General features: G+C 70.5%; 15 protein-coding genes. 8 read left to right on the top strand and 7 right to left on the bottom strand.

What is annotated here, in order from left to right:
* Positions 1–219: 219 nt before the first annotated feature.
* Positions 220–2,850 (top strand): replicative DNA helicase, encoded by a 2,631-nt coding sequence (dnaB, locus tag O7615_RS12485; RefSeq protein ID WP_278177641.1) that lies wholly within the window; start codon positions 220–222, stop codon positions 2,848–2,850.
* Positions 2,851–2,912: 62 nt separating this feature from the next.
* Here dnaB and O7615_RS12480 read toward each other — a convergent pair whose 3' ends face one another.
* Genes O7615_RS12480 through O7615_RS12465 form a run of 4 tightly spaced genes read right to left on the bottom strand, consistent with a single transcriptional unit; the run spans position 2,913 to position 7,791 of the window.
* Positions 2,913–3,266, bottom strand: a complete 354-nt coding sequence (locus tag O7615_RS12480) for a zf-TFIIB domain-containing protein (RefSeq protein WP_278177639.1) — start codon at positions 3,264–3,266, stop codon at positions 2,913–2,915.
* A 19-nt stretch (positions 3,267–3,285) separates the two neighbouring features.
* Entirely contained in the window at positions 3,286–3,918 is a 633-nt protein-coding gene (locus O7615_RS12475) for a phosphoribosyltransferase family protein (RefSeq protein WP_278177638.1), read from the bottom strand.
* A complete protein-coding gene (locus tag O7615_RS12470) occupies positions 3,915–5,267 on the bottom strand; it encodes a glycosyltransferase 87 family protein (protein WP_278177636.1) in 1,353 nt (450 codons plus the stop codon). Before O7615_RS12470 ends, O7615_RS12475 begins: the two co-directional genes overlap by 4 nt.
* 13 nt (positions 5,268–5,280) lie before the next feature.
* Positions 5,281–7,791 carry a bifunctional diguanylate cyclase/phosphodiesterase gene (locus O7615_RS12465; RefSeq protein ID WP_278177634.1) on the bottom strand — a complete coding sequence of 837 codons (2,511 nt, stop codon included), beginning with the start codon at positions 7,789–7,791 and terminating at the stop codon, positions 5,281–5,283.
* 488 nt (positions 7,792–8,279) lie between these two features.
* Between O7615_RS12465 and O7615_RS12460 the strand changes: the two genes are divergently transcribed.
* The 5 genes from O7615_RS12460 (at position 8,280) to O7615_RS12440 (ending at position 14,286) form a co-directional block, all read left to right on the top strand.
* Positions 8,280–11,378 carry a BTAD domain-containing putative transcriptional regulator gene (locus O7615_RS12460; protein WP_278177633.1) on the top strand — a complete coding sequence of 1,033 codons (3,099 nt, stop codon included), beginning with the start codon at positions 8,280–8,282 and terminating at the stop codon, positions 11,376–11,378.
* Positions 11,379–11,636: 258 nt separating this feature from the next.
* Positions 11,637–12,128, top strand: a complete 492-nt coding sequence (gene moaC / locus O7615_RS12455) for a cyclic pyranopterin monophosphate synthase MoaC (RefSeq protein ID WP_278177631.1) — start codon at positions 11,637–11,639, stop codon at positions 12,126–12,128.
* Entirely contained in the window at positions 12,125–12,607 is a 483-nt protein-coding gene (locus tag O7615_RS12450) for a MogA/MoaB family molybdenum cofactor biosynthesis protein (RefSeq protein WP_278177630.1), read from the top strand. The genes moaC and O7615_RS12450 overlap by 4 nt, the downstream gene beginning before the upstream one ends.
* 9 nt (positions 12,608–12,616) lie before the next feature.
* Complete coding sequence (locus O7615_RS12445) at positions 12,617–13,873, top strand: molybdopterin molybdotransferase MoeA (protein ID WP_278177629.1); 1,257 nt, start codon at positions 12,617–12,619, stop codon at positions 13,871–13,873.
* Entirely contained in the window at positions 13,867–14,286 is a 420-nt protein-coding gene (locus tag O7615_RS12440) for a molybdenum cofactor biosynthesis protein MoaE (RefSeq protein ID WP_278182079.1), read from the top strand. Before O7615_RS12445 ends, O7615_RS12440 begins: the two co-directional genes overlap by 7 nt.
* 45 nt (positions 14,287–14,331) lie before the next feature.
* Here O7615_RS12440 and O7615_RS12435 read toward each other — a convergent pair whose 3' ends face one another.
* A complete protein-coding gene (locus O7615_RS12435) occupies positions 14,332–15,774 on the bottom strand; it encodes a glycosyltransferase 87 family protein (RefSeq protein ID WP_278177628.1) in 1,443 nt (480 codons plus the stop codon).
* A 204-nt stretch (positions 15,775–15,978) separates the two neighbouring features.
* A complete protein-coding gene (locus tag O7615_RS12430; protein ID WP_278177627.1) occupies positions 15,979–16,524 on the bottom strand; it encodes a DoxX family protein in 546 nt (181 codons plus the stop codon).
* A gap of 135 nt (positions 16,525–16,659) precedes the next feature.
* On the opposite strand from O7615_RS12430, the gene O7615_RS12425 reads away from it, so the two are divergent.
* A complete protein-coding gene (locus tag O7615_RS12425) occupies positions 16,660–17,199 on the top strand; it encodes an N-acetyltransferase (RefSeq protein WP_278177626.1) in 540 nt (179 codons plus the stop codon).
* A gap of 52 nt (positions 17,200–17,251) precedes the next feature.
* A complete protein-coding gene (locus O7615_RS12420) occupies positions 17,252–18,706 on the top strand; it encodes a polysaccharide pyruvyl transferase family protein (protein WP_278177625.1) in 1,455 nt (484 codons plus the stop codon).
* A gap of 291 nt (positions 18,707–18,997) precedes the next feature.
* On the opposite strand, the gene O7615_RS12415 is transcribed toward O7615_RS12420, so the two are convergent.
* The gene (locus O7615_RS12415; RefSeq protein WP_278177623.1) at positions 18,998–19,321 is read right to left on the bottom strand and encodes a hypothetical protein; all 324 of its coding nucleotides are present in this window, start codon (positions 19,319–19,321) and stop codon (positions 18,998–19,000) included.
* Positions 19,322–19,429 lie beyond the last annotated feature (108 nt).

Below are 19,429 nucleotides of genomic sequence, written 5' to 3'. Positions count from 1 at the left end.
TTATCCACACCCTGTGCACACGCTGCGCACATGCTTCTCGGCCGGCATCCACAGGTTGTCCCGAGGCTCGTCCACCGCCGTGGTTGAGCAGCTGACCTCGAAGTCCGTATGGTTGCCACCGACCTGCCGACCGATGGCCCCCGATCGACGCGGACGGTCGAGGTTGTCGCACCCAGGCGGTATGCCTGGAACTGATCCGACGCAGTGGAGGGGGGCCCGGTGTCGGTCACCGACGACAGGCGGACGGAGTCGTTCCCGGGCGGCGGCCAGTCACCCGGCGAGCCTCCGCGCGACGGCCAGTTCGACAAGACGCCACCGCAGGACGTGGCCGCCGAGCAGTGCGTCCTGGGTGGAATGCTGCTCTCCAAGGACGCCATCGCCGACGTCGTCGAGATACTCAAGACCAACGACTTCTACCGGCCGGTGCACGCCACCGTCTTCGACACCATCCTGGAGATCTACGGTCGGGGTGAGCCGGCCGACGCCATCACTGTCGCGGCGGCGTTGGCCGACTCCGGCGACCTGGCCCGGGTCGGTGGCGCTCCCTACCTGCACACGCTGATCGCGAGCGTGCCGACCGCGGCGAACGCGGCCTACTACGCGCGCATTGTCAGCGAGCGGGCGGTGCTCCGGCGGCTTGTCGAGGCCGGCACCCGGATCGTCCAACTCGGGTACGGCACCGCGGGCGGCGGCAGCCGGGACGTCGACGACATCGTCGACCTGGCCCAGCAGGCCGTCTACGACGTCACCGAGCGTCGGGTCAGCGAGGACTTCGCCGTCCTCGCCGACATGCTCCAGCCGACGCTCGACGAGATCGAGGCGGTCGGCGCCCAGGGCGGCGTGATGACCGGCGTGCCGACCGGCTTCACCGACCTGGACCGCCTGCTCAACGGCCTGCATCCCGGGCAGTTGATCATTGTGGCCGGGCGACCCGGCTTGGGCAAGGCGCTGGCACTCGACACTCCGCTACCGACCCCTGACGGCTGGACCACCATGGGTGACGTCAAGGCGGGCGATCAACTGATCGGCGCCGACGGCAAACCCACCACGGTCACGCACGCCTTCGAGGTTCGTGTTGGTCGCCCTTGCTACGAGGTCGCGTTCTCCGACGGCTCCACCATCGTCGCCGACGCCGAACATCTGTGGGCGACGACCACCAGAGCAGCGCGTCGTCGGCGGAGTGAGACGCAGCCGAGTTACCAGTGGGACGCGCAGGCGCGGCGCGCAGCCGCTACGGCCCAGCTGGCCGTTGCCTCATCACCGGACCGACTGATCACGTACCCGGAGGCCGTGAAGATCGCCGGGCCGGAGTTCCGGAACGTCCTGCATGGTGTAGCCGCCAAGGTTGGCATCGCTGGCAAGGTCGAACGGGCGTACACCCGGCAGGGAAGGCCGTGGCGTCGGAAGGTCGCTGCCTACCCTGCGCACGCCTTGCTCGGTGAACTCCTGACTCGGGTAGACCGGCTCAGGGATGCCGAGACGACGGCGGACCATTCGCGGGTGGTCACCACGGAACACATCGCCAGCACGCTACGGCAGCCGGCGGACGGGCGGGCGAACCACGCGGTGGACAACGCTCGTCCGCTGTCCTTTCCGGAACGAGGGGATCTGCCCATTCCTCCATACACCCTGGGGGTGTGGTTGGGTGACGGGCACGCCGCCGGCGCTCGTTTCACCTCGGCGGACGCAGGACGGCTGCGGGCGGCCAGTGTTCTGAACAACAAGCACATCCCCCAGCGCTACCTGCGAGCCTCTGAAGATCAACGGCGGGCACTGTTGGCAGGGCTGCTCGACACGGACGGCACCGTCGCCCCGGCCGGCCATGTCCAATACACCACCACATCCGCGCGACTGGCCGAGGATGTCTATGAACTCATCGTGAGTCTGGGATACCGCTGCTCGGTCAACCGTAAGGAGGTCAGCGGGCGTCAACCCGAAAGCTCGGTCGCGCATACGCTGAACTTCCCGACCACGGACGAGGTCTTCAGGCTGACGCGGAAGCGAATGTCCCACGCACAGCGTCGACCCAGTGTCAGCGGCGCGGGCACCCGCTCCCGATACATCGTCGGCGTACGCCCGGTGCCGAGTGTGCCGGTGCGCTGCGTGACGGTCGACAGCCCGGATCACTTGTACCTGGCCGGCCGAGCCATGATTCCAACGCACAACAGTACGGCGAGCATGGACTTCGCAAGAAACTCGGCAATCCGGGCGAACCAGGCGGCGGCCATCTTCTCCCTGGAGATGAGCAAGGTCGAGATCGTCATGCGGCTGCTCTCGGCGGAGGCCCGCGTTCCGCTGCACGTGCTGCGCAGCGGGCAACTCTCCGACGACGACTGGACGAAGCTCGCCCGCTGCATGGGGGAGATCAGCGAGGCGCCACTGTTCGTGGACGACACGCCGAGCATGAACCTGATGGAGATCCGGGCGAAGGCCCGCCGGCTCAAACAGCGGCACGACCTCAAGCTGATCGTGGTCGACTACCTCCAGCTGATGACCTCGCCGAAGCGCACCGAGAGCCGGCAGCAGGAGGTCGCGGACCTCTCCCGGGGCCTCAAGCTGCTGGCCAAGGAGGTCGAGTGCCCGGTCATCGCGGTCAGCCAGCTGAACCGTGGCCCGGAGCAGCGCACCGACAAGCGTCCGCAGTTGTCCGATTTGCGCGAGTCTGGCTCAATTGAGCAGGATGCGGACGTTGTCATACTTCTACATCGCGACGATTACTACGACAAGGAGTCGCCCCGGGCCGGCGAGGCGGATTTCATCATCGCCAAGCACAGAAATGGCCCGACCGACACCGTGACGGTCGCCGCCCAACTGCACCTGTCGCGCTTCGTGGACATGGCAATCGTCTGACCGGCCGCGGTCAGCGGGCGAACGGGCCGTCTGGTGGCGGCCCGGTCGCACCGCCAGAGGGCTCAGCCGAACATGTCGTCGAGGAAGCTCTTGCGCTTCTTGCGCCGGTAGTGCCCGTGGTATCCGTAGTGCTGGGGCTGGCCGTACGCCGGTGCCGGGTAGCCGTGCGGCGGGGGCGGCGGCGGGGGTACGGCGCCGTAGCCCGGCTGGTGCGGCGGCGGTGGCTGGTAGCCCGCGGGCTGGGGCGCGGCGGGGGTCTGCTGCTGGCTCCAGTTGGCTTCCGCCTCGAACAGCTTCTCCAACTCGCCGCGGTCGAGGAAGATCCCCCGGCACTCGCCACACTGGTCGATGACGACGCCACTGCGTTCGTACTGCCGCATTTCCCCGTGACACTTGGGACAGGTCAGGCTCATCACCCGACGGTACCTGGTCGGGTCACGCGGTAGTGGTCAGCGCCTCCGTCACCTCGTCGTCGGAAACCTCGTGGAAGTCGTCGTAGTGCGCCCCGACGGCGGTGAAGGTGGGCGGCCGCTGGGCACAGATCACCTGGTCGGCCTCGGCGGCCAGCATCTCGTACGCCTCCTGGGCGCCGACCGGGACGGCGACCACGACCCGGCGGGCGCCGAGGTGCCGAGCCACCTGGACGGCGGCACGGGCGGTGGCCCCGGTGGCCAGCCCGTCGTCGACGATGACGGCCGTGCGGCCGGTCAGGTTCAGCGGCGGCCGGCCGGCCCGGTAGAGGCGTTCGCGCCGGTCCAGTTCCGCCTGCTCCCGACGCTGGACCTCGGCGATGTCGTCCGGGTCGAGCTGCCCGGCCACCACCTCGTTGACCACGCGTACGCCGCCGGGGCCGAGCGCGCCGAAGGCGACCTCGGGTGCCCAGGGCATGCCGAGTTTGCGGACCACCAGCACGTCCAGCGGTACGCCGAGCCGTTCGGCGACGACCCGGGCCACCGGCACGCCGCCGCGTACCAGGCCGAGCACGACGACGTCCGGTTCGCCGATCAGGGCGGTGAGTCGGTCGGCGAGCACCCGGCCCGCCTCGGTGCGGTCTCGGTAGGTGGTCATGTCCTCAGGTCTACGCCCTGCGGGCCGTCTCCGCTCGCCGGTTGCCGGATCCCGGGACGGTCCAGCGCGGGTGCCCAGAGGAGGAACGCGACCGGATAGAGCAGGTAGCCGAACCGGGTGGCGGGTATCAGCAGGATCGCCACGAGCAACCCGTACCCGCAGACGAGCGCCGCGGTGCGGGCGGCGCGGGGCGGGCGGACGGCGAGCCGGACGGCGATCGCCACCCCGGCGGCGACCAGCAGCGCGGCGGCCACCGCCCGTCCCGCCGGCAGGGCGTTCGCGATCAGGTAGCCGGGGAACGGCGTCTGCGCCGGGCTGGCGACCAGGCCGTGCCCGAGCGGAAACCGCAGCACGTTCTCCACCAGCGCCTCGCGGTCGACCAGCAGGGTGGGCAGCAGCGCGGCGGCGGGCAGGCCCAGCGCGCCGGCGGCGACCCGCAGACCGGCCCGTCGGGTGAATCCCCAGATGATCAGCACCGCGGCGACCGGCCAGGCGAAGAGCTTGAGCGCGCCGGCCAGCCCGACGGCGACGCCGGCCCAGCCGGGTCGTGCGGTGGCGGCGAGCGCGAGCGCCAGCAGGCAGAGCGCGAGTACGGGCAGGTCGTCGCCGCCGGTCGCCAGGGTCAGCGCGCAGACCGGCAGCACGGTGGCGGCCTGCACCCCGCGCAGCACGATGGCGCCGTGCCCGCCCGCATCGACCGCATCGACCGCGCCGCCGGCACCGGCCGTGCCCACGGGCCGCCGCAGGACGCGGACGGCGACGGCGAGGGCGATCGCGGTGCCGACGGCGAACCAGAGCCGAGCGTCGGTCCACCACGCGTCGGCTGCCGCGCGGGGCAGCCCGAACAGGGCCATTCCCGGCTGGTACGGGGTGTAGCCGAGCAGCTGTTCGCCGGGGGGCAACGCGGCGATGGCGTCCGGTCCCAGGTAGGGCGTGCCGGAGTCGGTCAGTCGTCGCCCGGATTCCTCGACGACGAGTACCTCCTCCTGGGCCCGGTCGGTCCGTCCCGCCGCGCGCTGCACGCTCTGCCAGATCAGCGGCAGCAGGGCGACAGCGGCCCAGGTGAGGATGGTGACCAGCCAGCGTGCGGGCAGCCCGACCAGCGTCGAGTCCGGCCGATGGCGCCGCAGGAGAAGCTGACCGGCCGCCACCAGCGCCGCGCCGAGGTAGCCCAGCGCCGCGATCCCGCCCCAGGCCCGGTGCGGCAGGAGCGTGGAGGTGGCCGCGGTGACCGCCGCGAAGGCGGCCGATCCGGCGTAGAGGCCGAGGTCGAGGGCGAGACCGCCGGCGGCCGTATCGAGCCGGTGCCACCAGCTGGGACGGCGCACGAGCGGCGTGGCGGTACTCACCCGGGCAAGTGTGTCAGGCCGGTTGGTGGCGGCCCTGGCCCCCCTGCCGACGTCCCTGCGGCAGCCGGACCACCGCGCCGGCGTCGTGCAGGGCGGCCGCGAGGCAGCCTGTCCGGTCGCCGGTGCCGCGCTGGAGCGCCGCGAGCAGCGTCCCGGCGGGCAGCGGGCGGGCGAAGAGGTGGCCCTGGCCGGCCGTGCAGCCCAGTTCCCAGAGCGCCCGGCGCTGCGCCTCCCGCTCCACTCCCTCGGCCACCACCGCGAGGTCGAGGCTGCGACCGAGATCCAGGGTGGAGCGGATGATCGCGGCGGCCTCGGTGGAGGACTCCATGGCGGTGACGAAGCTCCGGTCGATCTTCAGCTCGTGCACCGGAACCCGGGAGAGCAGGGAGAGCGAGGAGTAGCCGGTGCCGAAGTCGTCCAGGGCGAGCCGGACGCCGGCGCCGCGCAGCCGGGTGAGTGCCTGGTCGACGACGTCGAGTTGACTGAGGGTGAGGGTCTCGGTCAGCTCCAGGACCAGCCGGTCGGCTGGCAGGTCGTGGGCGCGCAGCCGCGCCAGCACCGACCCGGGGAACCGCGCGTCGAGCAGGCTGCGCGGGGAGACGTTGACCGCCACGGGGACGTCGAAGCCGGCGTCGCGCCAGGTGCCGGCGGCGATCAGTGCCTGGTCGAGGATCGCTTCGGCGAACGCCGGGAGCAGCCCGGAGCGCTCGACGGCTTCCAGGAATCGCAGCGGGTCGATCATGCCGTGGGTGGGGTGGCGCCAGCGGGCCAGCGCCTCGGCGGCGATGACCTCACCGGTGCCGAGGTCGACGATCGGCTGGAAGTTGACGGTGAACTCGTGGTCGGCGACGGCCCGGGGCAGTTCGCCGCCGAGGGTGAGGCGCCCCAGGTCGGCGGTGTCCCGGGCCGGCGCGTAGGTGGCGATGCGCTGCCCGGCCCGCTTGGCCTGGTACATGGCGACGTCGGCCCGGCGCAGCAGCTCGACCATGCCGCCGGTGGCGGGGGCGACGGCTATGCCGCCGCTGGCCTCGACGCTGATCCGCATACCCTCGATGTCGAACGGCTCGTGCAGCGCGGCCAGCAGCGTTTCCGCCCGGAGCGCGGCCACCGCGGGAGCGGGCAGTGCCCGCAGGAGTACGGCGAACTCGTCGCCACCGAGCCGGGCGACCAGGTCGTCGGATCGGGCGGCGGCCCGCAGCCGCTCGGCAACGGCGGTCAGTGTCTGGTCGCCGGCGGCGTGGCCGAGGGTGTCGTTGACCTCCTTGAAGTGGTTCAGGTCGATCAGCACCAGGGCGGTCACCCCGTCAGCGTGCCGCTGGTGCAGCTGCGCGTTCCCGGCGTCGAGCAGGTGGCGCCGGTTGGCCAGCCCGGTCAGCGCGTCGTGCGTCGCGTCGTGCGCGTGGGCCTGCGCGACCCGGGCGAGTTCGGCGTACGCCTGGGCATTGCGTACCGCGGTGCACAGCGCCGAGGCGAGGGTGTGCAGCGTGTAGTGCTCCCGCGCGGAGAGCGTCACCGGCCCGCGGAAACGCAGTCGCAGCATGCCCACGTCGACCGTCTTGTCGTGCCCTTCGAGGCGGACGGGCACCACCGTCCCCGTCACGGCGGTCGGCTCGTCGGCGGGCCCGTCGTAGGTGACCCCGTCGGCGCCGCCGCGCACGATCCGGTCGGCGTCGCGCAGCTCGACTTCCACCTCGTCGGCGGAGAAGAGCTCGGCGGACCGGGTGACCGCGGTGGTGAGGACCTCGTCCAGCTCGACGACGTTGAGCGCGTCGGTGGTCTGGGCGAGCCGCTGCCACACCTGCTGCTCGGTGCGACCGCGAACTCTGGTCAGGTAGGCCAGGTGGAGGCTGAGCACGAGCGGCGGAACGGCGAGCAGGAGCCGAGTGTCCGCCTCGAGGATGAGCAGGCTGCCGATCGCGACGCCGAATCGCACCGCGTAACCCGCGATCCTCAGATCGAGGTTGCTCCGGAAGTGTTGGGAGATCGGGGTACCCGAGGCCAGAGCGATCACAGGTATCGCGAGGATCTCGTCGAGCAGAACGGCGACGAGATAGGCGACCGCGAGTGGTGGGAGCAGGTCCCCTGGGTGACCGCTGAGACCGTCCCAGTCTGCTGCGGTGAGGGCGGCTCCCGCACCGGCGGCCATCAGGACGTTCTTGCCCACGCCGAAGGCGAGCTTGATCGGTGGCAGTTGCAGGGATGCCAGTGCCACACCCGCAGCGGTGCACAACACGACCCACGATGTCGGAGCGAGCGCTAGGGCGATAACCAGTGCGGTCTCGTTCCAGCTGATCGAGTGTGTCGTCGACCTGATCCGGATGGGTACCTTCACGAGGGTACCTACCGCACTCATAAACGTCAGCATGACCAGCACGGACAGATCGTTCAGAGGCACGGTCAAGGGTGAGGCAGAGGCGGCGATGGCCGAGGTGATCACCACGATCGTGGCAACGACGACGACGAGACCGACTAGCAGCGTGAGCCGCCGATCGGTCTCATTTGGTCGTTCGGAGAGGTGGATCATGCCACTCCTGTTGGCTGGCGTCACCGTGCTGGGAGAGCCTACCGTCGGCCGATCCGGCATTCCCAGGACATTCGTCAATTCCAGTCGTTGCCACGCATGTCGTCGCCTCCTTCAATCTCGACGCCCCAGCTCACCGATGGAGAACCCGCTCGATGTGCGGGAGTGAGGCTAAGTCGAGACAGGTCGGCCAAGCGAGTATAAATGTGACATTACGCAACATTAGCCAATTGCGCGTCCATTCATGACGTTCCGTCCATATGGGTTATGCGGAGAGCGTCGATCCTGGAGTTTGTCGAGCAGCCTCTCCGCAGCCGGCGACTCCGGCTTGCACAATTCAGCGCAGACTGTTCATCTTCGCTTCAGATTGTGGTGCCGCAGTGCCAGCCCCGCCACCATCTGGTGGAATGTTTGTTGTGGTCAGACTGATCTGTTGCTCATTGTGATGATGCGATCACGCGAACAGTCTTCCTCAGGAGGAGTTCAAGAATGTGAAGATTGAGGTGCTTGGGGGCCTTCGGGTGTCGTTCGACACGGTGGCGGTGGATCTGGGGACGCCGAAGCAACGAACCGTTCTGGCCATGCTCGCATGCAACGTGGGGCAGTTGGTGTCGGTCGAACAACTCATCGACGAACTGTGGTTCAAAGATCCACCCCCTTCGGCTATACCGAATGTCCGTACTTATGCGGCTAATTTGCGACGCAGCCTTGAGGCGATGCTTCCGCATCGGGAGGCGTTGATTCGCTCCCGGGATGGTTACCGACTTGATGTCGAGTGCTCGAGCGTGGACCTTTGCGCCTTCCGGGCAGAGGTGACCGAGGCGCGGAAGCTCATCGGAGTCGATGATAAAGAGGCGGTACGACTCGTGTCCCGAGCACTGGCCCGCTGGCGCGGATCGATGCTCACCGGGGTCGCCCTCGGACCTTTGCTCTCCGCCCAGGTGGCCGCCGCGACCGAGGATCGGCTGCTGGCCGCCGAGTTGTTCGCTGAATTGCAGATCCAGCTCGGCCGCTTTGACGAGGCCCTGCCGGTACTACGGGAACTGCTAATCACGCATCCGTTACGGGAGCCGGCACACCTGTTGCTCATGCAGGCTCTCTACCTGGGAAGAGATCCCGCCGGTGCCATCGCGGCATACGGCGCAGCTCGTCGAACCCTGCGTGAGCAACTGAACGTCGAGCCCGGGGTGGAACTGCAACGGTTGTACCGCCGCATCGCCCGGCACGGCGGATGGCCGCACCTCGATGGAGCCACCGGAGCGCCAGGGAAGGGGTCGGCCGCTAACACCGACCAGGCGCAACGGCCACTTCTCTTCCTCCCGAGGACGGTCCCTGACTTCGTAGGCCGTACGGATGCCGTTGAGCATCTGCTGTCCAGGACGTTGCGGATCGGAGAGCAGGTCTGCGCGGTGCACCTCATCGATGGCATGGCTGGCAGCGGCAAGACGACCCTGGCGGTGCACGTCGCCAGCCGGCTCACCGGCCGCTGTCCGGACGCCCAGTTGTTCATCGATCTCAGGGGCCACGATCCTGCCGGGAAACTGGACTCGTCAACGGCGTTGGCGACGTTGTTGCGGCAGCTCGGCATACCCGGCAACCGGATACCGCCGGAACTTGGAGATCGTCTCATCCGCTGGCGCCGGGAACTGGCGGGGCGCAAGGTGATCATCGTGTTGGACAACGCGGCGGACGCCGAACAGATCCGGCCGTTGCTTCCCGCCGCGCCGGGGAGCGTGGTGATCGTGACCTCGCGCAGGCGGATCACCGGCTTGGACGTCGGTCCGCCAGTGTCCCTGCCCGTGATGGAGACGGCAGAGGGTGTCGCCCTGCTCTCGTCGACGGTGGGGGCGGAACGGGTGGCGGCGGAGCCCGAGGCGGCGGCGGCAGTGGTGGAACGCTGTGGCCACCTGCCGCTGGCGATCCGGCTTGCCGGTTCCCGGCTTGCGCAACGTCCGACCTGGCGGGTGGCCGATCTTGCGGCCCTGCTGGCGAGCAAGGTTCGCAGGCTGGATCACCTGGCGTCGGGTGACCGCAGTGTGGCCAGTGCGTTCGCGGCCTCCTACGCCTCGCTGAGCGAGCCGGTGAAGCGGTTGTTCCGGCTGCTCAGTGTCCATCCGGGCGAGGAGTTCGGCCTGACGGTTGCGAGTGCGTTGTCCGGTCTGTCGCTCGACGACACTGTCGACGCTCTGGAGGCCATCCTCGACTCCCACTTGGTGGACGAGGTCGAGCCGGGGCGTTACCGGATGCACGATCTGATCCGGCAGTATGCCCACGAATTGTCGATCCGGCACGACCCCGCGAGCACAAGGGGCCGGGCGCTGTCGGATCTGACCAACCTCATGCTTCATCTGGCCTGTCTCGTCGTCGACGATCTTGAATCCAAGGTCGTCCGGAGGCACCTGGGCCTCGGTCGCCCACACCGTGCTGACCTCGTGGCCGCCTCGGGCGTGCCGACCGAGGAATGGATGGAGGTCGAGCGTGCCAACCTGGTGTCACTCGTCGAACGCTCTCGCCACTGGGGCCACCACGATCACGCGTGGCGTTTGGCCCGACTGCTCTGGCGCTTTCTTTACGTTCGCGGCTACTTTGACGACATCATCTTCACCCATCTACACGGGCTTGCGTCAGCGGAGGACGCTGAAGACGATGATGCCGTCGCCGCCATGCACAACTACCTCGCCTCTGCGTATCACCGGACGGGCAATTACGGCGAAGCTCTGGAGCACGTCAGAGAGGCAGTGAGCCTCGCCGAACGGCATGACGACCGGCAGCGCATCCACCGCTACCGGAGTAATCTGGTCGCCATCCACTGGATGCGTGGCGACCTTGAGGAGGCGGTCCGGGTCGGTCTCGACGGGCTGAGGCGCGAGAATGGGTATGACCCGGACGAGGTACCCAGCTTCTTGCCGAACGTCGGACTCGCCCTGACGCTGCTCGGCAGGTATGACGAGGCGCTGCGGCTGCATCGTCTGCACCTCTACCTCGGCCGCCAGGTCGGCAGTCAGTTCCATCTGCTCAACGCCTTGGGTCACATCGGTGCCGTCAAGTGCCGCACGGGGCAGTACGAGGCATCCATGCGAGTGCTGAGGATGGCACTGGTGTTGCGGGAGCGCACCGGCCACCACTACGCGGAGTCAGAGGTCCGCAATGACCTCGGTGTCGCGCTGCGAGGTCTCGGGCGCGTTGACGAGGCGGTGCTCCAGCATGAAACCGCCCGGAGCATGGCGGTCGACTCCGGTGAGCCTCATCTGGAGGCCGCGGCCATCAACGACCTTGCGCTGACCCTCGTCGGGTCGGCAGATGTCGCGAAGTTGATTGATCTGCACCGTGAGGCACTGCGGGTGGCCACCCGAGTCGCCCACCTGTACGAGCAGGGGAGAGCCCTGGCCGGGTTGGCCGAGCATCTGCACGCGAGCGATCCGTTGGAAGCCCGCCGGTACCGGATGCGGGCACTGGCGTTGTTCCGCCGGATGGGCGTACCCGAGCGGTTCGAGGTCGAACGCCGTCTGGCCGAGACCGTTTCCACCGAGCCGCCCGTGGTCCGGCCGGCGCCGGCCGCAAATGACACTCCCACCGGTGATCCTCGCTGAATCTTCGCGATGACCGCGAGGGGGGACAAGATCTTTCCCTCAGCCTTCTTATCGATTTCTTATCGCCGCGGTCGCTAGCGTCTGGAACGTTCGTCGACGGGGGGAGATCCGTCGGTTGCCGGATCTCGTCGCGACCCCCTGCCGTCAGGTTTACCCCAGCTACCTGCGGCAGGCTGGTGAGGAAGGAGCGGCGCGCACGCGCCGCTCCTTCCAAGCACCGTGGACCGTCTCGTCGGACGGGAGGGATAGGCTCGCGCCGTGACCGAACCTGCCCAGCTCAGCCACGTCGACCCGGCCGGCGCGGCGCGCATGGTCGACGTCTCCGCGAAACAGGTCACCGGCCGCTCGGCGGTGGCCGCCGGCCGGCTGCGCACCACCCGCGAGGTGATCGAGCTGCTGCGCCGCGACGGGCTGCCGAAGGGTGATGCGCTCGCGGTGGGTCGGCTGGCCGGGATCATGGGCGCCAAGCGCACCCCCGAGCTGATCCCGCTCTGCCATCCGATCGCCCTGCACGGCGTCACGGTCGACCTGGTGTTGACCGTCGACACGGTCGAGATCACCGCCACCGCCCGCACGGCCGACCGCACGGGGGTGGAGATGGAGGCGCTGACCGCGGTCGCGGTCGCCGGGCTGGCCCTGGTCGACATGGTCAAGGCGGTGGATCCGGCGGCCAGCGTCGACGCGGTGCGGGTGCTGCGCAAGGAGGGTGGAAAGACCGGCCGGTGGGAGCGTCCGGAGGATCGGCCGTGATCCGGGCGCGGGTGGTGGTGGCCTCCAACCGGGCGGCCGCCGGCGTCTACGCCGACACCAGCGGCCCCCTCCTCGTCGCCGGGCTGCGCGAGTTGGGCGCCACGGTGGACGACCCGGTGGTGGTGCCCGACGGCGACCCGGTGGGCCGGGCGGTCGCGGCGGCCGTGGCGGACGGCGTCGACGTGGTGCTGACCAGCGGCGGCACCGGGATCACCCCCACCGACCGCACCCCCGACGTGACCCGGGCCCTGCTCGACTACGAGATTCCCGGCATCGCCGAGGCGATCCGCGCCCACAGCCGCGACAAGGTGCCCACCGCCGCGCTGTCCCGGGGCCTGGCCGGCGTGGCCGGCCGCACGCTGGTAGTCAACCTGCCCGGCTCGACCGGCGGGGCGCGCGACGGCCTCGCCGTGCTGGGGCCGATTCTCGCGCACACCGTTGACCAGTTGCGCGGTGGTGACCACCAGGCGACCCGATAGGCTCGGTTGGTGAGAACGGAAATCGCGTCTGTCGATGAGGCCGCCGCGCCACCACCGGCCGACTGGGCGCAGACGCGCTCCCGGGTGTACGCGGCCGGCCTGGCCGCCGCGCTCGCCGCCGTCGAGCGTCCCCTCGCCGAGGCCGACGGGCACACCCTGGCCGAGCCGCTCACCCCCCGGACGGACCTGCCGGCGTTTCCCACGTCGAGCGTGGACGGTTGGGCGGTGCGCGGTGCTGGCCCGTGGCGGGTCACCGGGCGGGTGCTGGCCGGCCACTCGGCGGCCCCGTTGACCGAGGACGGGACGACGGTCGAGATCGCCACCGGGGCGATGGTGCCGGCGGGAGCCTCGGCGGTGCTGCGGGTGGAGGAGTCGACGCGTACCCCGGCCGGGTTGATCGAGGGCGTCGCGCGCGCGACGCCGGAGTGGCGGCTGCCCGGTGAGGAGGCCAGCGCCGGTGAGGAACTGCTCCCGGCCGGCACGCCGGTCGACCCGGCGGTGATCGGCCTGGCCGCCTCCTGCGGCCACGACATGCTGCGGGTACGCCGGCAGCCCCGGGCCGCGCTGCTGGTCTTCGGCGACGAGTTGCTCACCACGGGTCCGCCGGGCGCCGGCCGGGTCCGCGACGCGCTCGGGCCGGCGGTGCCGGGCTGGCTGCGCCGGTATGGCTGCCAGGTGCGCCCGGCCGACGTGGTCGGCCCGGTCGCCGACACGCTTCCCGCCCACGTGGCCGCGCTGCGTGGCGCGCTGGACGGCGCCGACCTGGTCTGCACCACGGGTGGCACCATGCACGGCCCGGTCGACCACCTGCATCCCACGCTGGCGGCGTTGGGCGCGGACTACGTGGTCAACACGGTCGCGGTGCGCCCCGGCTTTCCCATGCTCCTGGCCCGGTTGGTCGGCACCGACGGCCGGACCCGGTTCGTCGCGGGGCTGCCCGGCAACCCGCAGTCCGCCATCGTCGCGCTGGTCTCGCTCGTCGCGCCGCTGCTAGCCGGCCTGGTCGGCCGGCCGTTGCCGGTGCTGCCGCAGGCCACCCTCGCCGAGCCCGTTGCCGGGCGTGGCGACCACACCCACCTGGCGCTGGTGCGGCTCGATCGGGTCGCCGGCACCGCGCACCCGGTCCGGCACGTCGGCTCGGCCATGCTGCGCGGGCTCTCGGCTGCGGACGGGTTCGCGGTGATCCGGCCCGGCAGCACCGGCGCGGTGGGGGACCGGGTGCCGGTCGTACCGCTGCCGCTGCTGCCCGGGGAGCGGGCATCGTGATCGCGATCAGCGCCGTCACGGGCCAGCCGCTGGATCTGGCCGCGCACGAGGCCGCCGTCGCCGACCGGCGGGCCGGCGCGGTGGTCTCCTTCGCCGGGGTGGTCCGCGACCATGACCACGGCCGCGCGGTGACCAGCCTGGAGTACGAGGGCCACCCGAGCGCCGAGAAGGTGCTGTGGGAGGTCGCCAACGAGATCGCCGCCGACCCCGACGTGTACGCGGTGGCGGTGTCGCACCGGACCGGTCCACTGACCATCGGCGACGTGGCCCTGGTGGCGGCGGTCAGCACCGCTCACCGGGCCGCCGCGTTCGCGGCCTGCGCCCGCCTGGTGGACGAGGCGAAGGCCCGGCTGCCGATCTGGAAACGGCAGGTCTTCGCCGACGGCACCGAGGAATGGGTCAACTGCCCCTGACGGTGTCGCCGGGGCACACCGCACGACCGCCGCGCCCCGCCCGCGCTACCGCCGCCCGTGCAGCATCGCGGTGCGGGCCAGCCGGTCGGTGTGGAAGGCGGGCTCCGCGCCGGGCCGCCAGGGCAGCGCGGCGACCAGCACGATCAGCGCCAGCGCCAGCGAGTTCTCCATCAGCGCGCCGAAGAGGCCGTCCTCGTAGTGGGAGACCTCCGGCAACTGGTGCTCGTACGGCCAGATCGGGGAGATCAGGAAGAGCAGGTAGAGCCCGATCGCGGCGATGCCGTGGCGGAGCCCGGTCAGCGTCGGGTACCAGATCGGCGGGCGGAGTGCGGACACTCCCGGCGGGCCGCCGTACGGCGCCGGTGTGGGACGCAGGACCGGCACCCGGCTGGCGTCGTGGCGGCGGATCGCCGCATCGGCCAGCACGATGATCGCCGGGATCACCCAGACGAGGTGGTGCGTCCAGGAGATCGGGCTGATCACGTTGGCGGTCAGGCCGACCAGCGTGAACGCGGTCAGTTCGTCGCCGTCGGCGTGGGCGTTGGACGCCCGGGACAGGCCGAGCGCCAGCAGCAGCACGGAGAAGGCGAGCCAGAGCAGCCCGGGGGTCTCGATCGAGTCGTAGAGCCGGGCCAGCAGGCCGGCCAGGGACTGGTTGGGCGTCATGTCGGCGGCGCCCACCCGCTCGGTCTGCCACAGCACGCCGCCGAAGTAGGCGCGGGACTCGGCCCCGACGATGCCGAAGCTGCCGATGGTCACGCCGATGGCGGTGGCGGTGGCCGTCGCGGCCACCCGCCACTGGCGGGTGATCATCAGATAGAGGATGAACAGGGCCGGGGTCAGCTTGACGGCGGTGGCCAGGCCGATCCCCACGCCGGCCCAGGCGCCACCGTAGACGAACCGCAGCAGCGGGCCGTCGCTCTCGGCCTGATGCGTGCCCCGGCGCGACCGCCAGCGCAGGGCGATCAGGTCGGCCATGACCAGGGCGAACAACAGCAGGTTGACCTGCCCGTAGCCGAGGGTCTCCCGGGTGGGTTCGATGGCGACGGCGAGCGGCGTGGCGATGGCCACCGTGTACCACAGGGGCCAGCCCAGCCGGTCCACGATCGGTCGCAGCAGCGCCGCCAGCACCACGGCCAGTGCGGCGATGCTGACTGCGGCGTTCACCAGACCGGCCAGGGCGACCGGCAGGTGTGCCATTGGCAGCATCGCCAGGCCGGCGAAGGGCGGGTAGGTGAAACCCAGGGTGGTGTCGGGCGCGACGAACTCGTACAGCTGGCGGCCGCTCGCCCACCAGACCACCGCGCCGTGGTAGATCTTCATGTCGAAGAAGTTGTACGGACGCCCGAACGCGCCGATGGCGAGCCATGCGGCATAGGCGACGGCGGCCACGATGCCAGCCCGTACGACTGTCCTACGATCGATCCCACGCGTTGCGCGACGGACTGTGGCGAGGCGGTCCAGCCCTTTACCGACGCTCGCCGGCATGGCGTGGCCACCCCCGTACCAAGGTCGTCCTACCCGTCCAGGTCCGGTACGGAGCCTAGAACGGCGCCTCACGTCAGTGCCTCCCGCGTTATGCGACCGTGTCCGATCCCACACATTCTTTTGACATTTCCACCGCGTTAACGCCTGCCGGGCGGTTCAGGTGATTCGCGGCCTTAGCCGGGGTGGGGGCGGATGGATCGCAGCTCAGCCGGGGAGTCGCCGAGCGGCGGAGGCGGAGCGGACGGCGATCCGGGCCTCGCGGCGGGCGGTCCGCACCGCGCGGCGCACCGAGCGTCGAGAGTGGCCGATCCGGTGGCCGGCCCGCCACCGTAGGCCAGGCTTACCCTCCGTGTCCGCCGCGGCGAGCAACAGTCCACCGAAGAGACCGAGGTTCTTTAGGAAGTGGATCTGGTTGTTGTTCTTGGCGACCGGGTCGTCGTTGCGCCAGAAGGGATGCCCGGCGAGGGTCACCGGGATCAGCGTGCCGGCCAGCAACAGGGCCGCCGGTCGGGTGAACCGCCCGGTGGCCAGCATAAGCCCGGTACCGACCTGCACGGCCGAATTGGCCCGGATCAGCGTCTCGGTGTCGGTGGGGATGCGCGGGTTCGCCCGCTCCAGCAGCGGTGCCACCCGATCGGTGATCGGCTTCGCGGTGGGCGCCAGGCGGTCGGGGTGGACGAAGTTGCGGGCGCCGCTGACCACGAAGATGCCGCTCAACATGGCGCGGGCGAGGGATCGTACGGGCGTCATGGGACAGTCATACCCTGTCCTGGACGTCGCTACGCCCCGCAACGGGGCATGTCGATCGATCGGGTGGTCGCGGTGTCCACGCCCCGTTCGGGGGAGCGTCGTGGATGGACGGGCCGCACGGGGTAACCTCGCCGCGTGACGACCCTGCGGTTACGTCCCGAGGATCCGGCCGACACCGGCGCGGTCCGTCGGGTGCTGGCCGCGGCCTTCGCCCGGCCCGACGTGGCCGTCCCACCGGAGGTACGCCTCGTCGACGAGCTGCGGGGCGGCGACGCCTGGCTGCCGGAGCTGGCGATGGTCGCCGAGTACGGCGGGGAGATCGTCGGCTGTGCCCTGCTCACCCGGGTGCTGGTGGGCGCGGACAGCGTGCCGGCCCTGGCGCTCGGACCGGTGGCGGTGGCGCCGCACCGGCAGCGGATCGGGCTCGGCACCTCGGTGGTGCAGGCCGCCCTGGAGGCGGCGACGGAGCTGGGCGAGCGGCTGGTGGTGGTGCTCGGTGACCCGGCCTACTACCGGCGGTTCGGGTTCAGCCGGGCCGACCGGCTGGGCCTGACCAGCCCGTGGTCCGGCCTGGGTGAGCCGTGGCAGGCGCTGGTCCTACCACCCACGACCAGTGGTGAGCCGCCACCGCCGCAGGGTGAGGTGGTCTTTCCGCCGCCGTGGTCCAAGGTCTGATCCTTTTCCGCCGACGGGCAGTTACGCGGACCAGTCGCTAGCATCGGGTGGCATGACCCGTGTCCTGCTGCGCTCTGCCAAGGACCCCTTCACTCCGGTCAGCCCCGAGCTTTCCCTCGCGCTGTACAAGCACGGCATCTTCGGGCGGAACGTCGGCAACCTCGTCTTCACCGAGGCGGTGCACAAGCTCATCAGCGTGCCGGGGACCGAGGTGGTCTCCAACTCCTTCCTCAGCGAACGGCCCGGCGTGGACCAGGCGTACGTGAACCGGGTCAACGAGGAGTACGACCTGTTCGTGGTGCCGCTGGCCAATGCGTTCCGGTTGAGCTTCCTGGACAACCTCAAGCGCCTGACCTGGGTGATCGAGAGGCTGCGGATTCCGGTCGTGGTGATCGGCGTCGGTGTCGCGGGCGGCGCGGGCAGTCTCGACAACCCGTTCCCGCCGCCGACCGACGAGCTGCGCGTGGCGGTGCGTCGGTTCGTGAGCGCGGTGCTCGACAAGTCGGCGTCGATCGGCGTACGGGGGGAGTTCACCCGCGCCTACCTCGCCGAGCTGGGCTTCGGCGACGACGTGGTCGATGCCGTCGGCTGCCCGTCGCTGTTCCGCGACGGCCCGAACCTCCAGGTCACCAAGCGGGTCGCCGAGATCACGTCGGAGAGTCGCTTCACGATCAACATCTCCCCGTACGTCAAGCTGATGGATCGGGTCGCGACCCGGCACGCCAAGCGCTACCCGAACATGGTCTACGTGCCACAGGGCGACGAGGTTCTCGAGCTGCTGCTGTGGGGAACCCACCCGGACAACGTCCGGCGGGGACTGCCGCACCACACCGGCCACCAGCTCTACCGGGAGGACCGGATCCGGTTCTTCGTCGACACCTCGACCTGGATGCGCTACCTCGCCGAGCAGGAGTTCTCCTTCGGCACCCGGATCCACGGCAACATCGTGGCGCTGTCCGCCGGTACGCCCGCCCACGTCCTGGCGCACGACAGCCGGACCCTGGAGCTGGCCGGGTACCACGAGATTCCGCACAGCCTGGTGCCCGACGTGAGCCCGACGGTCGACGCCGCCGAGTTGTACGCCCAGGCCGACTACACCGCCTTCAACGCCGGGCAGGCACCGCGCTGGGACCGCTTTGCCCGCTTCCTGGAGCGCAACGGCATCGAGCACGTCTTCCAGCCGGGCAAGGCGGACCCCGGCTACGACGCCCGGTTGGCGGCCGCCGGCCTCCCGCCGGCGGTGACCACGCTGATGACGACCGACCCCGAGGCCAGAGAGCAGATCAAGTCCCGCGTGGCGGAGCTGTACTCGCTGGGTGGCGTCCGCGTGCTGCGCGAGGCGCACAAGCCGCAGATCCCGTTCCCGCATAGCGTCGCCCTGTACGAGGGCATGGCACCCGGAGAACGGCCGCCCGGCCGGAGGGTCGTGCAGCACCTGCCGGTCCCTGTGCGGTCCGCGCTGCGTCAGAGCCGTGCGCTCGCCCATCGACTCCGTCGCCGAGCCTGAGCAGCCAGGACCGCGAGAGGCCCGGGGCCGGGCGTCTTCACGTCGACCGGCGGACCGGGACCCAGTCCGTGAAGCGCTTGTGCAAGCCGGTCGGCCGCACGCCCGAGGTCTGTTCGGCGAGCTGTTCGGCGGCTTCCTCGCGAAGCGTCACGAGGTAGACCATGAGCGACGGCGTGTTGTCGGCGTACTCGGCGAGGAGGCGCAGTTTCGCCGGTTGACACGGCCACGGTGCACCGCAGGTCCGGCAGCGCCACGCTGGGCGGGACGGGATGTGTCCGTCGTGCTGATCGCTCACCGGGCGGCCCTCGCCGGCCGGCGTCGGGCGGCATACGGGACGGGTGGCACGTGCACCGGGCGCATCCCCTCCGGCATCACGAACAACTGGCGCTTCTCGGCCGCGTCCCCGTGCGTGTCGAGCTGATAGCAGTTCACCCAGGTCCAGCCGTACGGCGGCTGCCGTTCGGTCAGCTCGCGGATCACCCGGACCAGGATCGGCCTGTGGAACTGCGGGGACGCCTCCTGGCCGAGGAGGTACACGCCAGGACGGATCCGGAGAGTCCCGTCCTCCCGCCGGTCGGTCACCGGACGTCGCGGTGGGGGCTGCTGTGCGGCCACGGGTGCCTCCTCGGTCGACACGAGATCTGGGTGGGCCGCCCCCGTGGGTGCTCGCCGGTTGGGGGCGGCCCGACAGCACCACCAGCGGGCTCGGGGGATGCCTCCACT

Source organism: Micromonospora sp. WMMD1082 (assembly GCF_029626175.1).
Classification (GTDB): Bacteria; Actinomycetota; Actinomycetes; order Mycobacteriales; family Micromonosporaceae; genus Micromonospora.
Note: the sequence above shows the minus strand (reverse complement) of the source record. Positions and strands in the feature narration are given on the sequence as shown.